Raw genomic sequence first — 14,892 nt, 5'->3', positions numbered from 1 at the left:
GAGGTATTAAAACCCCATTATTTTTTACTTACACAGTTAGTGAGACACTACCTTTTGGGTGCAGTCTAGTAACAAAAGCGGTTTTCTAATATATATTCTTTTTTATTTATTTTACACTTTCCAGTGTTTCCAATCTCCTGTTTTGTGCTTCAATAATCTTCATAAGTTTATCGGTATTTTTCTGCTGTTCGATAGCATACAAAGTAAGTTCTTCTACTTTCTTTAAAAGCGCCATATTCATTTCAGAAACGTTGATACCGTTTTTCTCCAATTCTTTGGCAGACGGAATTTCAGGCAAATGGCTGTTCTCTATGATATAATTTTCAACTTCCGGAAGACTTTTTAGTTTATAGTCGCTGGCAAAAACATAATCGGGTGCCGGAACATTTAGATCTACTTTTATTTCTTTTGAATAAATGGTACCTCCCACTGTTAATTTCGCATTTGGCGAAAGCGTTCCAATACCTATATTTCCTTCGGGAGAAACCCTCATTCTAATTTGAGGCGCAGCACTTGTCCCATCCCAGGTTACAAAACTAATTCCTTTATTGTACATACTTCCATGAGAAGTTCCCTGAATCATCAATTCTCCATAATTATTAAAAGGAAAAGCCCCTGTTCCATTCTCAGGAAATCTCATTGTTCTGTAAATAAGTGGCACTGCCCAATAGGCATTGGTAGACGTCCACATCGCTGTACCTGATTCTGTTTTAGGGATAACCGGAGAAGATGCATTAATAGCATTTACACTATTATCTGCCGCAGTGAGAATCCCCTGTGAAATACTTTTTTGAAAACATAACAACAAGAAAATGATATTAACTTTAACTATATTTTTCATTCCGTTTCAATTTACTTTTTTAATGTTTTATCCTCTTTTTCAAGTTTTTCCAAACGCTCGTTTTGCTTTTTTGAATACAAAACCAGTTCATCAAACAATTCTCTCTGTTCCTGAATATAGGATTTGAGTTTCTCCGTATTTTTCTGCTGTTCGATAGCATACAAAGTCAGTTCTTCTACTTTCTTTAAAAGCGCCATATTCATTTCAGAAACGTTGATACCGTTTTGCTCCAATTCTTTGGCAGACGGAATTTCAGGTAAATGGCTGTTTTGTTTTATATAATTTTCAACTTCCGGAAGACTTTTTAGTTTATAGTCGCTGGCAAAAACATAATCGGGAGCAGAAAAGTTTAAGTCAACCTTTACTTCGCGGGAATGTGTTGTTCCGTTAACATCCAATTTGTATAAAGGACTGGCAACGCCAATTCCAACATTGGCTGAGGTATTGATGACCATCGCCTGTGCGTCGCCCCCGCTTACTCCTACAATATTAAACTGCATGGCACAATCGAGTAATCTAATATAAGATCCGCCTCTGGCTGTATTAAGGAGTTTCATCCCGCCGTTTGCATTATTAAAGTTATGAATATTATTTCCTATTCCCACTCCGGTATAAGTTAGTCCCGGTTCACTGGCCCAAAGCATTAAATCGGCCTGGCGGGCTTCGTCTCCGCCTCCTTCAGAATGCAGTCGGATTCTGGTGTCTCCATGATTTCCATGAACATGCAGTTTATCAAGAGGAGTACTTATTCCAAGCCCTAAGTAGCCGGACATGGTTTGTTTTCCCATAAAATCATTTTCGCCTTTAGTAGCCAGTTCAATCCACGGATTCCATATATTCTGGTCTCCGTTTTTAGTTCTGAAACTAATATGTTTTCCTCCTGCCGGTCCATAATCAGAACTTATCTGAGTGTCGTAATTGTTTATTGGAAATCCGCCGTAACTAATTAAAGATCCGTTCCAGGGAGTTCCAGAAGTGGCATAAGCAAAAGTATAACCGGCATTAAAAGTATCTGCCGTACCCGGGGCTGCTATATGCGAAACAGGGTTTAAACTCTGCGCTTTTACCCCAAAAACAAATATCCCGAAAAGTATAACTGTAAAGCTGCTTTTTCTGTTCATTATTTTACAGTTTTTTCAAGTTTTCCTACTCTTTTTTCCAACTCTGATACCTTTTTATTTTCCTGTTCTAAATCAGCTATCTTTTTATTCTGCTCAATAACATACAAGGTCAGCTCTTCTACTTTCTTTAAAAGCGCCATGTTCATTTCAGAAACGTTAATGCCATTTTTCTCGAACTCTTTGGCAGACGGAATTTCAGGCAAATGGCTGTTTTGTTTAATATAATTTTCAACTTGTTCTAAGCTTTTTAAATTATAATCATTGGCAAAAACATAATCGGGTGCCGGAACTGTCAAATCGACTTTTACTTCTCTGGAATGTATCGAACCGTTAACGGCTAATCTGGCATCGGGATTTTCAGTACCAATTCCTACATTACCAGCTGAGTTCCAGATACTGCCTCCCGACAGATACACATTTCCTTTAAATCTGTTCTGATACGGAATTTCGACTGTTTTAGTTCCTGTTAAAGGTTCATCGACAGCTGTCCAGCCTTCAAACCAGCTGCTTGTTTCTGACATTCCTTTGGCATACGCACTTACTGTAAATCTTTGAAAATAGACTTTGTCATTAATATAAATAACTACCTTGCCATTTTCTGAAGATAAATACACAACCGGGGTATAACTTCCGGACGAAGACATCTTTGGACCATGAAAATAAAAATTGGCCGGATCTTCAAAATTACTGCCGCCTGAATACGTATAATACACAATGGTTAAGTTTATGGTTTCTGCTGTCTGGTAATTAAAGCCTGTAATGGTAATAGTGGGCATTTGACTGGCCGGATAAAACGGTAAATTGGTTTTAATTTTTACTCCGTTTACCGGAGTGCCGTTAATGGAATAGTTCACTATATTGTTGTAATTCTGCGCACTGACAGCAATTGCACAAAACAATATCAAAATCAGGTAATACTTTTTAGCAGTCATAATCTTGGGGTTAGATGAGGTTAATAAATTAGTTTTTAATCTGAGATTTCAATTCTTTATTTTCTTGTTTCAGGGCAGTAATATCTTTTTGCATTTCAATCATGTATAAAGTCAGCTCTTCTACTTTCTTTAAAAGTGCCATATTCATTTCCGAAACGTTGATTCCGTTTTTTTCAAATTCTTTTGCTGATGGGATTTCAGGTAAATGGCTGTTTTCCTTGATATACTTTTCTACTTCCGGCAGGCTTTTCAAATTATAATCGCTGGCAAAAACGTAATCCGGTGCGGGAACATTTAAGTCAACTTTTACTTCCGTAGAATGAATTATACCATTAACCGTAAGTTTTGAATCAGGCGATTTAGTTCCAATTCCAATATTCCCGCTGCTATTAATCCGCATACGTTCAGCTCCGTTGGTTCCCAATACAATATTTCTGTTCATATCCGGAATGGTAGAATGTCCTGTCAAATCGATATAAGATTTTGTAACTGAATTGGTTCCGCCTCCTGCTGACAGTCTTAGGAATCCGTCATCATAGGCATTTCCCGCATTACTATAACTTCTAATTTCACCATTTGCCAAAGTACCTGCTGAAATTAAAGGTCTTTCTAAAGTGTTGTTAAGCCCTCCGTTTAGGGTTAAAGAACCGCCAATGGATAATTTACTTACTGGTAAATTAGTACCAACACCTACATTTCCGTTTGATGCAATAAGCATTCTTTCGAGCCCGTTGGTCGAAAAACCTAAAAAACCACCAGTGGCAGACGGTCCTCTGTAAAAAGAGATAAAACCATTCTCTATATTGGTGTGATATTTTAAACCAATTCTAAAAGTTTCTGCATTAACAGGCTGCGTAGTTAGAGTCCTCGTGTACAATGCAAAAGCACTTTCTGTGCCATTGGCTAGAATTGTCGCATAACTGTTATCGGTGTTCTTTACGTGCAGTTTTACCTGTGGTTCAAGTGTTCCAATACCCACATTGCCCGTAGCTTCTAAAAGATTTTGTGCAAAACTTATCTGGACACACAAAACAAATCCCGCTAATAAAATATTCCATTTCATTTTACTTCTTTTTTATTGAATCTATCTCATTTTTTAGGTCCGTATTCTCTTTTTCCACTTTATCCAAACGCTTGTTTTGCTCAATTACATAAAGTGTCAGTTCTTCTATTTTTTGCAGCAGTTTAGCATTCATTTCTCCTACGGCAATTCCATTTTTCAAAACTTCTTCTTCACTCGGAATATTTTCTAAATGTCCTTTTTCTTTAATATGTTTTTCAACTTCTTCAAGTGTTGGTAAAGTGTATTCTTTTTTAAATACATAATCAGGCCAGCCGGTCATATCAACTTTTACCTCCTGAGAATGGATTATACCATTAACATCTAATTTGTTTGCTGTCGCTGCCGTTGTTCCTATACCAACATTTCCATCATAAGACAAAAAAGTCCCTTGTCGCTGCCAATGGAATGAAGCACCAAAAATAGAAGGCAGCACATAGTCTCTGTTTGTTATGATCTCTTCTACATAAGCAAAAACATTATATTTAGTGGTATGCTTCGTATATACCTTTACGATATTATCTTCAACAATTAACAATGGATGATTAGAACCGGTACCCGAAAGAGTAACCGCCCTAATCTGCCATTGAGCAGTTGATATATCATGCCATACTAAATATTCAGTACCGTTTTTAGTCGCTGTAGCCGTAGTTATCAACTGCACTTTGTACATGTTTTTGGTATTTAAAGACTGTCCTAAATCGTCTTTAAGTTCTAAAAGGGTTGCATTGTTTACAGAAAAACTGTTTGTAAAAAACCTTCTTCCTCCGGTCTGCGAAAAAATACTTTGTGTAATTAATAAAATCGCAATAATTAAAAAATTCTTTTTCATGGCTGTTAATTTTAATTGTTATCTAAATTGTTGTTTAATAAATTTTCGATTCTTGTTAATTTAGATTTAAGGGCATTTAATTCTTTTTGCTGTTCAATTGTATATAAAGTCAGTTCTTCTATTTTTTGTAAAAGCTTCGCATTCATTTCCCCCAGCTTAATTCCGTTTTTTAAAACCTCTTCTTCACTTGGTATATTTTGCAGATGGCCTTTTTCAGCAATATGTTTTTCAACTTCTTCAAGCGTTGGTAAAGTATAGTCTTTTTTAAATACAAAATCCGACCAGCCTGTCAAATCTACTTTTACTTCTTTGGAATGGATGGTACCATTTACATCCAGTTTATTTTGAGGATTTATTTCTCCTATCCCTACATTCCCATTTCCTAAAATCCTTACTTTTTCAGTTTGTCCGGTTAGATGAGATTCCATAGTAAAAAATTGCATTCCATAATTATTTCCTCCCGCATTTTGTACTATTGTAGAAATTGAGGTTCCAACATCTGTAAAATTTCCATCTGTGACAGAATGAGCGATCATTAATGATGAAAGATTATTAACGTTATTTATGTTTTTTACCAGAACATTTCCACCATAAACAGACAATTTTGCTAATGGATTTGCCATTCCAATACCAACATTCCCATAATTTTTATTAATAATTGTATTGTTACCCAGTTCATTGATATATAAAGGCAGTGACATATGAGATTGTATCCAGCTGTAATTAAAGTTTCCTCCCATTCTAAGATTTGTCCCTCCATCTGTCTCAATAGTAAGACCGCCTGAACCTGATTGGTCATCTGCAGTTTTAAAACGTCCTTGTCCAAGAACGTCCAGTTTAGTTTGTGGATTTGTATTACCAATTCCAACATTTCCATTTTGACTAATATGCATACGGATCTGCGGTGCATTACCTCCAGAATCACTATTGGTGAGAAACTGCATATAAGTATCGAAATTAGCTCCTCTGTAACTTCTGATAACGGATGAGCCTGCTGCCGCAAAATCCCAGCTTAAATCCTGAGCAGAGTTTGCGTTTGCCGGAGAATTGGGTCCCCAGATACTTATCGCTTTTAGTGGTGTAGGATATCCGTCCGGTCCTGCCTGAACACTTAGTTTCGCTGATGGGGTTTGAGTTCCTATACCAACATTGTTATTAACAGAGCTGCCCTGAACGGTTCCGTTTGGTGTATATATTTGCGCTTCAGCCGTTAAAGAAAACATAATAACGCTCATATAAATCAACTTATTCATCATAATATTAGAAGTTTTATTTTAATTGATTTTCAATTTTATCCAGTCGTTCAAATATTTCCTGAAATTTTTGATTCTCCTTTTTTACTGCTTCATTTTCTTTTTTCATCTCAATCATATACAGGGTCAGTTCTTCTATTTTTTGTAAAAGTTTTGCATTCATTTCTCCCAGGTTTATTCCATTTTTTAAAACTTCTTCTTCGTTTGGGATATTTTCTAAATGGCCTTTTTCTGCTATGTGTTTTTCCACTTCTTCAAGTGTTGGCAATTTGTATTCTTTTTTAAATACAAAATCTGACCAGTTCAACATATCTACTTTTACTTCTTTGGAATGAACAGTACCGTTTACATCCAGCTTATTCTGAGGATTTATTTCTCCTATCCCAACATTTCCATTTAGATCTATCTTCATTTTTGGAGAACCGTTAATCTGAAATTCATGAAATCTATTGGCACTAAAATAATTTTCACCAGACCCAACATTATCGATAATCATATAACCATTTGTACCAACAGTTTTAAATGTCGTTAAACCCGCTGTTGTGTTGATCGCTTCAAGTCTTGCTGCAGGATTATATGAACCAATACCTACATTTCCATTATCCATAATCGTAAATCGGTTAGCACATAATCCTCCATCGGCACACCCTAAATAATCATAAGCCCAAAATTGCAGGCTATTACCGTAACCACCAGTCATATTAAAGATGCTCCAGCTTCTTGCGGTACCATTTAAAGTCTTTGAAGGATTATTTAGCTGCACTTCCCCTCCAATATCTCCTGAAATTGAGGTGATCATTCTTCCCTGAAATAATCCGTTGCCATTTACCTCTAATTTTTGTACAGGATTTAAAATCCCTATTCCAACATTACCGTCGTATGGCTGTAAAGCGATATTATTTGTAGTGCTGAATGACTTTGAATATCCTTGAATTGTACCGGTATTACTAGCAGACGTTCCAATAGCAACTCCATTTGTCTGATTATTACCGCTAAAGTGGGCTGCAAAAGTGTCATTAGAACTTTGTACCTGAAATAAAACAACTGGCGCAGTAGTTCCAATTCCTACATTACCCGTTTGTGGAAAAGGAAATGTATTTTGAGCAAAATTTATCTGTATACCAAATCCGATAAAAAATAAAAAAATCTTCCTCATATTACTATTTTTTTTCAAGTTTCATTATTCTTTTTTCTAATTCCGTTTGATTCTTTTTCATCCTGACATTTTCATCCTTCACTCTTTCATTTTCCTTTTTCATGTCGATCATATACAAAGTCAGTTCTTCAATTTTCTTTAAAAGTGCCATATTCATTTCAGAAACATGGATTCCGTTTTTCTCAAACTCTTTGGCAGATGGTATTTCCGGTAAGTGATTATTTTCTTTTACATAACTTTCCACTTCATCCAGTGTTCTTAATTTGTAATCAGCTGCAAACACATAATCCGGAGCGGGAAAATCCAGATCTACTTTTACTTCTTTAGAGTGAATGGTGCCGTTTACATCTAATTTACTTGTTGGGTTTAATGTTCCAATACCTATATTACCACTATTCGTAATTCGTAAACGTTCTATTCCTGAAGTTCCCAACACAATATTTCTATCTAAATCCGGTACTGTTGAATAACCTGTCAAATCGATAAAAGATTTAACATTAGCATTTGTGCCTCCTCCTGCCGAAAATCTCAAAAAACCATCATCGGCACCATTGCCGGAACCGCTGTAACCTCTAATTTCACCATTTGATAAAGTCCCGGTCGAAATTAAGGGGCGCTGCGAACTATTGAAAAGGCCTCCATTTACTGTCAAAGAACCATCTACCGACAATTTACTTACAGGTGAACTTGTTCCAACTCCTACATTCCCTCCAAAAAAAGCCAGAGACTTATATTCTACGCCATTAAAAAGCTGAACAAATTCCTGATTTATACCATTATGATTCCAAACGGTCTGCAAGGTCAGATTGTATAATGGATTATTGGTCGACCATTTTTGGATATTATATCTGCTTTGACTGGGAATAGGCAGATAAACATCTAAAATTGCCTGCGGATTACTTGTTCCAATACCAAAATTTCCGTTTAATCCAATGGTTACTAAATCTGTAGTACTTACTACTGAATTATGCGGACTGTACGAAATTCTGAAGGCATCGCTTAAAATTTCAGGATTCCAGCCAAAGCTGAGGATTCCATCATACGCGCCGCTATGTCCAAACCGTACTGAACCACCATTAAAATCATTAAGTTTAAAAACATGTAAACCGCTTTTGGGCTCGGTTGTACCAATACCTACACTAGCATTTTCAGGAAAAGGAAATGTATTTTGGGCATAGCTTACCTGTGCGGTCACTACCACAAATAGTAAAAAAAACTTTTTCATTATGTATTTAAATTTTGTTTTTGGTAACGGGTTTCAGTTAAACTCCTTTATTTTTCTGCATTATAACCTCTACAAACAATTGGTCTGTATTGGTTTTATAATTCTTCTTTTTAATAAAATTTAAATGCTTAATATTTCCCAGCATCGGATTGTTTTCTACCTGATTAAGCACAGCAAGACAGCCATTAAAGGAACCTTCGAGGGAAAAAGCATAACTGGTTGTGGTAAAACCTTTCTGAGAAATGGTATGGGGTTCTTTAAAATCAACAATTTTTAAATGATAACTGTCACTGTAAGAGGTCAGCTGTTTTAATAAATCGTTCTGAAAAGATTCTGAAATAGTAACATCATAATCAGATAAAATCTGATCCAGCTGTTTTTCCTTCTGAGCCAGCTGTGCCACCAGTTTGGGCATATCACTGTCTTCAGCTATCTCTTTCTGTTTGTTCTTATATTCGCTATAATAATTCAGTGTATTGGAAATCGCAAAAGAGTAACAGATATACAATACTGCCAAAAAACCAATAATCAAAAGTTTATTTTTTTTGTTCAGCTTCATCTTACTTTAGGGTTACGTTAATAGAAAATGTAGTTTCATTATCTTCATTTTTACCAAAATGAGTAATTAAAACTTTATCGACAAAACGCAGTTTTTCAATATCCTCCACCCACTTTGTAAAAGACTGGTTGGTAATGGTAGTTCCCGAAACAGCAATTACCTTGTCTTTTGTTAGTATAGGTTCTTCTGCTTTAATTTTTTTCTCTAAAGGATTGAATGTTAACTCTGTCAGTAAAATAGATGACGGAACTTTATTCGTAATTTCATTAATAATTAAAGAACTCTGCGAAGTCATTCTGCCTTCAATATCTTTTACTTTAGTTTCTTTTACAATAATTCTCTGTTTTATTTTACCAACATCCTCTATTGAGGATTTGTTTACCAATAGAATTTCTGATGATTCCTGAGCCAGTTTATAGTAGTGGGAAAAGAAGATAAAATTAAGAAGCAGTACACCTAAAACTGTTCCGACCATTATTTTGACTGCTTTATTAAAAAAAGTCTTTTGGTTATAATGATCATACAGTTCATCACTGTAGGATATAACAGATCCGGTGTTGGCAGTACTATTTATTATTAATCGTAAAATTCCCGAAAAAGCCAGTAACTGCCTGTTCTCAATCTGAAGATCATTAATCGTGTAGGTCACTGCAGACTCTGACGTACTTGCCGAAATAATCTGACTTTCATCTTTTGCTATACTCTGATGATTGGTATAAAGCTCATTCTCATCTGTATATGAAATAATATCCGCTAACGAACAAACACCCAGACTGATCCCTGCAACATTTATTTTTTGATTTGCATACTCTTCTAATAAGGCCGAGATATATGACTTTCTGGAAATTGCTATAACCGATTTTGTCTTTAATCTCCATATTTCATAATAAAACTCCTCCCAGTTGGTATTTGGAAAAGCTTTGTGCAGTAATTTTTCGTCAGAAGGCTCCGCTCCTGAAACTTCTTTCTGGATCACCTGACTGGAATTTACAATCACAAAAAACGGTAGTCTGGTATCCCATTTTTCGGCTATTTTCCCGTTGTAACTTACCCTGTCTTTTTTACTAATTACTAATCCTTCCTTTTTTTTCTCCACTAAAAGCAAAGAAACTTTATCTTCATTCTGTAAAGTGAAATGCTCAATACCAATGTATTGTCTGCCTAGTAAAAAAGTATTTAAGGATAAAAGGGCCATTAATAAATAACTGTTGGTTTGATCAAAACGCTTAATTTTTTCTTCGAATCTTCTCTTTTTCTTGAACTGAAAAACCATTTCAAAATCGGGATTCTTGAAATTAAAGGAACTCCGGTTCCTGAGTCATTTTTTACTGACTCTTCTAATCCTCCCAAAACAATTAAATCCTGATCTTTTACCCTGATAATCGAAGTAAACTCGCGAGAGTTAATTCCCGGAGGTGCATCTTTGTCTACTTTTTGTCCGTTAAAACTGGACTGGATTACTTTGATATCCATTGTAATCTGTCCATTTCCTGAAACTAATGGCATGATAGTAACTGATAATTCAGCATCAATAGGCTGATAGTTTTTCACTTCTGATGCCTGCGGAATCTGCGATCCATAGTAATTTTGATTGGTTACCACATAATATGTTGTTTCACCAATAGACAAATAAGCTTTATGTCCGTTTAAGGTAGATAATCTAGGAGACGAACGAACTTTTAAATTTCCGTTGGTTTCCATAGCTTTCAGGCTTAAATAGAAATTAGGCACGACCTGCCCAATGTTTAAAGAGCCAAAACCGCTGAAACCATCGATAATTTTATTAATAGTAGAGGCTCCTAAGCTAATATCCGCACTAGGAAAAACAGTTCCTTTTGTAGTTACCGGTTTATCTCCTATTCCGGCCTGAATACCTGTTTCTACTGTGGCACTTCGATTGACTTCCAGCAGCATCACTTCAATTAAAATAACCGGAACAGCTTTGTCTATATAAGTTATAAAAGATTCAAACCTTTCAATATTGGCTGCGGGTCCATTTACTAAAAAGCTATTCAGCTCTTTGTCAATTTTAATATCTAAATCTTTTTTGATCTCATCCGGAATAATAGTCAAAATAGATTCTGACGGCGTACTGCTGCTGCCTGAACCTGATGATGAATAATTGCTGCTGCCGTTATAATTGCTGTTTGAGTTAGAAAAATTAGAATTAGAATTGGAAACAGACCTGTTCGTATTACTATCATACGAATTATAATTTGAATAGCTGTTTGTATTATTAAGTCTTCCGGCACTTCTGCCTTCTTTAGAAGGATCGCTTAACAATTCGATAGAGCGGTGCATCAACGGAATTGATTTAATATTGCGTACCACTAACTGCTCTTTTGTTCCAAAATAATACACAGAACCGCTCCTTTTAAAAGTATACGCTCCACCGCCCGCAGCTGGTGCAGCTGTTCCGGAATTATTATATTGCTGCTGACCGGAATTGTTTTGTACAGCACTATTGTCTGTTTTTACTTCAAACAATTTTACCAGAAGCTCATCAAAAGTGATATTCTTTGCTTTAACTGTGCCGCTTCCTGCATTCTCCAGCGGACTGGATATAAACATATCTATGTCAAGTTCGTGGCCAATATCATAAACGATACTTGAAATGGGAGTGTTTTCGAAATCAACATTCAGTAGTTTTTTATCGGCATCCACAACCGTAAAGAAAAAGTTAGATTTTCTCGGACGCTGAGGTCTGTTTTGTCTGATCTCTCCTCCTCCATTTGGATTTCCGGTTCCTTCAACTACATAATTTCCATCGAGCTTATCAAAAATGTAAAAATTATCCCTGGATTTAGTAACGCTTAAATTATTGGCATAAGCCATTTTATTTAGAGCCGCATCAAAAGGCATGCTTTTTATGTAAGCTGTCAATAACTGATTTTCCAATCCCGGCGCAAAAACCAGATTTTTACCGCTAACATCCATTATTTTTCTGAAAACATCATATAACTTATCGTCTTTCAGGTTTAACGAAAGTAAAACATTCGCATAATCATACGTTACATCTATCTCTTTTATCTTTTGAACTTCAACAGGTTTTTCATAGGTTTTTATAGCCAGGATATTTCCTGTGAAATCAATGGTAAGGTTATATTCTTTGCACAAAAAGATAAGAAGATCACCAACTGTTACATCCGAAAAGTTGTTTACAATGTTGATCTGGTTTAAGTTTGTTGCTACACTGAAATTTAATTTATGAATTTGGGAAACAGCCAGCAAAAAACTCGATAAAGAAGCTTCTTTAATATTTACATTAACCTTTTCATTAAGTCCCGGAGCATCTGCAGAAATGGATTCTATATTATTTTTAAGCTGCTGAATCCGGTTTTCCTGTGAAAACGAAATCTGAAATACCAGCAATAAAAACAGGGTAATTATTTTTTTCATGAATTTATATCAATTGTAGGACTTTTATATATAATTTAATTTTACAAGAGTAAGGAAAAAACTTCATCAACAGAAGTAATTCCTTCTTTAATTAATAACAATGCATTTCGTTTTAGTGTAAAAATGTCTTTTTCTTCGAGATATTCATTGATATCCAGCTGATTATTCTTAATTAAATTTGACAATTCCGAACCAATTGGCAGGATTTCGTAAATCGCTTTTCTTCCGGAATACCCCGTATGGTAACAATGTTCACATCCTACTGCTATATTATGGGACTTCAAATCGGCCGGGATTTCAAAACCGCTCGGAAAAACTTCTGTTGTAACAGACTGCTCTGTTTTACAGGAATTACACAATTTACGCACTAAACGCTGTGCCACGCTCATATTTAGGGTACTTGCAATCAGGAATGAAGGAACGCCCATATCTATTAGTCTTGATACCGTAGCCCAGGCCGAATTGGTATGTATGGTTGATAAAACAAGGTGTCCCGTCAAAGCGGCACGAATTGCCATATTGGCCGTGTTTACATCCCGAATCTCCCCCACCATAATAATATCCGGGTCCTGTCTTAGAAAGGTTCTTAAAGTGGCCGCAAAGTCAAGCCCTATATTTTCTTTTAACTGAACCTGATTGATTCCTTCCAGTGTATATTCGATAGGGTCTTCGACTGTTAAAATATTCGTATTGGGAACATTCAGTCTTTTTAATGTAGCATACAAAGTCGTTGTTTTTCCGGAACCTGTTGGTCCTGAAATAAGTACAATTCCATTAGGACGTTTGATATTTTCCTGATAAACAGATAATTCTTTTTCGGTAAAACCCAAAGAATGAATATCGATATGACTGGTGTCTTTGCTTAAAATACGAAGTACCACTTTCTCTCCATGTAAAGTAGGCAGAACAGAAACACGAACATCAAAATCCTGATAATCCGTCACCATTGTAATACGACCGTCCTGCGGAAGCCTTTTTTCGGAGATGTCCAGCTGGGCTCTGATTTTTATTTTATTTACAATAACCGGATATTCCTCTACCGAAATATGAAATTGCTCTTTCAGCTTACCGTCCAAACGAAAACGAACCCTGGCATTTTTTTCATAAGGTTCAAAATGAATATCACTGCTTCCTATTTCTTTAGCATTTAATACAATCTTTTCTAAGAAATCGGATGTATAGTGAATCTCAGAAACGTTATTCGATGTTTTTCTGTAATTGGTACTTAAATAACGGTTTATGTTTTCTGTAGAATCTGTTTCTAACTGTACCTGAAAACTAAGCAGGATACTTAGTTCATTCTGCAGTCCGGCTATATCAGAAGCATCTGTTTTTAATAGTACCGTCTGCTGATTTTTACCAAAAGGGATAATCCGGTAATAATAGGCCTGTTCTGATTTTACAAGCTGCTGAAACTCTATTGGGATATCAAAACTTTCCATTTAATAAACGTATAAAAATGTATTGTCCCAATAAAATGAAACTAAATAAACAACCCCAAAAAAAAGTGACATATAACCAGCCAAAGGCACACTCACATCTTCGTTTCGGTTACTTAAAACCAAATGTATAATAAGTGAAAATACTAACGAAAACACAAATAAAACCAAAAATGAAACGGTTGAAAAAGTACAGGTTATAAAAAGAAAAAACAGGATATCGCCCATCCCGATAGTATTTTTAAATTCTAATTTTCTTAATTTGATGTAAAAGATGCTAACTCCCAGAATTAAACCAACAAAGAGCAAATTAATCCCCAGATTAATAAATGCAGTGGACACAGGCAGTTTATATAATTGAATTGTAAATGCCAAAACTCCAATCAAAGGATATAAGAACCAGTAAACCAAACGACTTTTAAAATCCTGATAAAGTACAAATGCAAATACAAGTATTAATATGAATTTCAAAAACCACATTAATCACTTACAATTTGTTTTGGAACACCATTCTGATCAATTTCCCAAACATTAAAAACCCCATTCCCGTTAAAATCCGTAATCGCTGTAGCTTTTACTTTAAACTCATTATTGCTCGAATGTACAATTTCGTAAACGTAGTTAGCACTTCCGTTTTCTTTGGTTGTTTTGGGTGCTTCAAAATCTATTTCACTAAAGTTAGGACTGTATTTTGAGTACATAAAATAGTACTGTTTTTCGGCATTATAAATCGCTTTAAGCTGTACCTGAGCTTCAACACTTTTGGCTTTTGTAATAAGCGGCATAAGGTTAGGCAGGGCTATTAAAAGCAGGATTCCAATTATGGCAAGAACAATCAACATCTCCTGAAGATTAAAAGAAGGCAGTTTTTTAAATAGATTTTTCTTCAAAACAAAATATAAATTAATTTTTACAAATATATCTTTTTTATTGAGAAAACAAAGAAGACAGCTATGGGAAATAATTGGTTAATAAATATTTAATTTTATAGGATTTTTTTTATTATTATTACAGCCGGAAATAATCAAAAATAAACTCAAGCAATAAGCTGGATAATCAGCAAATTACCAAAATT

14 protein-coding genes are annotated in these 14,892 nt (G+C 35.2%); all 14 read right to left on the bottom strand.

The features are described 5' to 3' along the window. Positions 1-106: 106 nt before the first annotated feature. The 14 genes from ACODST_RS24865 to ACODST_RS24800 are packed head-to-tail and all read right to left on the bottom strand — an operon-like array spanning position 107 to position 14,707. Positions 107-841 carry a hypothetical protein gene (locus ACODST_RS24865; RefSeq protein ID WP_488934793.1) on the bottom strand — a complete coding sequence of 245 codons (735 nt, stop codon included), beginning with the start codon at positions 839-841 and terminating at the stop codon, positions 107-109. 11 nt (positions 842-852) lie between these two features. After that, positions 853-1,962 carry a hypothetical protein gene (locus ACODST_RS24860; RefSeq protein WP_488934792.1) on the bottom strand — a complete coding sequence of 370 codons (1,110 nt, stop codon included), beginning with the start codon at positions 1,960-1,962 and terminating at the stop codon, positions 853-855. Beyond that, complete coding sequence (locus tag ACODST_RS24855) at positions 1,962-2,894, bottom strand: hypothetical protein (protein ID WP_488934791.1); 933 nt, start codon at positions 2,892-2,894, stop codon at positions 1,962-1,964. Before ACODST_RS24855 ends, ACODST_RS24860 begins: the two co-directional genes overlap by 1 nt. Positions 2,895-2,922: 28 nt before the next feature. Then, positions 2,923-3,957 carry a hypothetical protein gene (locus ACODST_RS24850; protein WP_488934790.1) on the bottom strand — a complete coding sequence of 345 codons (1,035 nt, stop codon included), beginning with the start codon at positions 3,955-3,957 and terminating at the stop codon, positions 2,923-2,925. A gap of 1 nt (position 3,958) precedes the next feature. Next, the gene (locus ACODST_RS24845) at positions 3,959-4,786 is read right to left on the bottom strand and encodes a hypothetical protein (RefSeq protein WP_488934789.1); all 828 of its coding nucleotides are present in this window, start codon (positions 4,784-4,786) and stop codon (positions 3,959-3,961) included. Positions 4,787-4,797: 11 nt separating this feature from the next. Then, positions 4,798-6,042, bottom strand: a complete 1,245-nt coding sequence (locus tag ACODST_RS24840) for a hypothetical protein (RefSeq protein WP_488934788.1) — start codon at positions 6,040-6,042, stop codon at positions 4,798-4,800. Between the two features lie 13 nt (positions 6,043-6,055). After that, positions 6,056-7,213: a hypothetical protein gene (locus tag ACODST_RS24835; protein WP_488934787.1), complete on the bottom strand. Its 1,158-nt coding sequence runs from the start codon at positions 7,211-7,213 to the stop codon at positions 6,056-6,058. Continuing rightward, a complete protein-coding gene (locus ACODST_RS24830; RefSeq protein WP_488934786.1) occupies positions 7,200-8,420 on the bottom strand; it encodes a hypothetical protein in 1,221 nt (406 codons plus the stop codon). Before ACODST_RS24830 ends, ACODST_RS24835 begins: the two co-directional genes overlap by 14 nt. A 37-nt stretch (positions 8,421-8,457) precedes the next feature. Beyond that, complete coding sequence (locus tag ACODST_RS24825; RefSeq protein WP_488934785.1) at positions 8,458-8,979, bottom strand: hypothetical protein; 522 nt, start codon at positions 8,977-8,979, stop codon at positions 8,458-8,460. Position 8,980: 1 nt separating this feature from the next. Continuing rightward, complete coding sequence (locus ACODST_RS24820; protein ID WP_488934784.1) at positions 8,981-10,174, bottom strand: hypothetical protein; 1,194 nt, start codon at positions 10,172-10,174, stop codon at positions 8,981-8,983. Further along, positions 10,174-12,378, bottom strand: a complete 2,205-nt coding sequence (locus ACODST_RS24815; protein WP_488934783.1) for a type II secretion system protein GspD — start codon at positions 12,376-12,378, stop codon at positions 10,174-10,176. Before ACODST_RS24815 ends, ACODST_RS24820 begins: the two co-directional genes overlap by 1 nt. A gap of 41 nt (positions 12,379-12,419) precedes the next feature. Continuing rightward, positions 12,420-13,820, bottom strand: a complete 1,401-nt coding sequence (locus ACODST_RS24810) for a GspE/PulE family protein (protein ID WP_488934782.1) — start codon at positions 13,818-13,820, stop codon at positions 12,420-12,422. Then, complete coding sequence (locus ACODST_RS24805) at positions 13,821-14,297, bottom strand: hypothetical protein (RefSeq protein WP_488934781.1); 477 nt, start codon at positions 14,295-14,297, stop codon at positions 13,821-13,823. Further along, positions 14,297-14,707 carry a prepilin-type N-terminal cleavage/methylation domain-containing protein gene (locus tag ACODST_RS24800; protein ID WP_488934780.1) on the bottom strand — a complete coding sequence of 137 codons (411 nt, stop codon included), beginning with the start codon at positions 14,705-14,707 and terminating at the stop codon, positions 14,297-14,299. Before ACODST_RS24800 ends, ACODST_RS24805 begins: the two co-directional genes overlap by 1 nt. Positions 14,708-14,892: the final 185 nt, after the last annotated feature.

Source organism: Flavobacterium sp. FG19, from assembly GCF_057809475.1.
Note: the sequence above shows the minus strand (reverse complement) of the source record. Positions and strands in the feature narration are given on the sequence as shown.

What these genes read in the sequence shown, in the direction of transcription:
- ACODST_RS24845 (WP_488934789.1), bottom strand. Translation starts at nt 4,786, where the DNA reads ATGAAAAAGAATTTTTTAATTATTGCGATTTTATTAATTACACAAAGT.
- ACODST_RS24840 (WP_488934788.1), bottom strand. Translation starts at nt 6,042, where the DNA reads ATGATGAATAAGTTGATTTATATGAGCGTTATTATGTTTTCTTTAACG.
- ACODST_RS24865 (WP_488934793.1), bottom strand. Translation starts at nt 841, where the DNA reads ATGAAAAATATAGTTAAAGTTAATATCATTTTCTTGTTGTTATGTTTT.
- ACODST_RS24810 (WP_488934782.1), bottom strand. Translation starts at nt 13,820, where the DNA reads ATGGAAAGTTTTGATATCCCAATAGAGTTTCAGCAGCTTGTAAAATCA.
- ACODST_RS24805 (WP_488934781.1), bottom strand. Translation starts at nt 14,297, where the DNA reads ATGTGGTTTTTGAAATTCATATTAATACTTGTATTTGCATTTGTACTT.
- ACODST_RS24825 (WP_488934785.1), bottom strand. Translation starts at nt 8,979, where the DNA reads ATGAAGCTGAACAAAAAAAATAAACTTTTGATTATTGGTTTTTTGGCA.
- ACODST_RS24850 (WP_488934790.1), bottom strand. Translation starts at nt 3,957, where the DNA reads ATGAAATGGAATATTTTATTAGCGGGATTTGTTTTGTGTGTCCAGATA.
- ACODST_RS24815 (WP_488934783.1), bottom strand. Translation starts at nt 12,378, where the DNA reads ATGAAAAAAATAATTACCCTGTTTTTATTGCTGGTATTTCAGATTTCG.
- ACODST_RS24820 (WP_488934784.1), bottom strand. Translation starts at nt 10,174, where the DNA reads ATGGCCCTTTTATCCTTAAATACTTTTTTACTAGGCAGACAATACATT.
- ACODST_RS24830 (WP_488934786.1), bottom strand. Translation starts at nt 8,420, where the DNA reads ATGAAAAAGTTTTTTTTACTATTTGTGGTAGTGACCGCACAGGTAAGC.
- ACODST_RS24860 (WP_488934792.1), bottom strand. Translation starts at nt 1,962, where the DNA reads ATGAACAGAAAAAGCAGCTTTACAGTTATACTTTTCGGGATATTTGTT.
- ACODST_RS24855 (WP_488934791.1), bottom strand. Translation starts at nt 2,894, where the DNA reads ATGACTGCTAAAAAGTATTACCTGATTTTGATATTGTTTTGTGCAATT.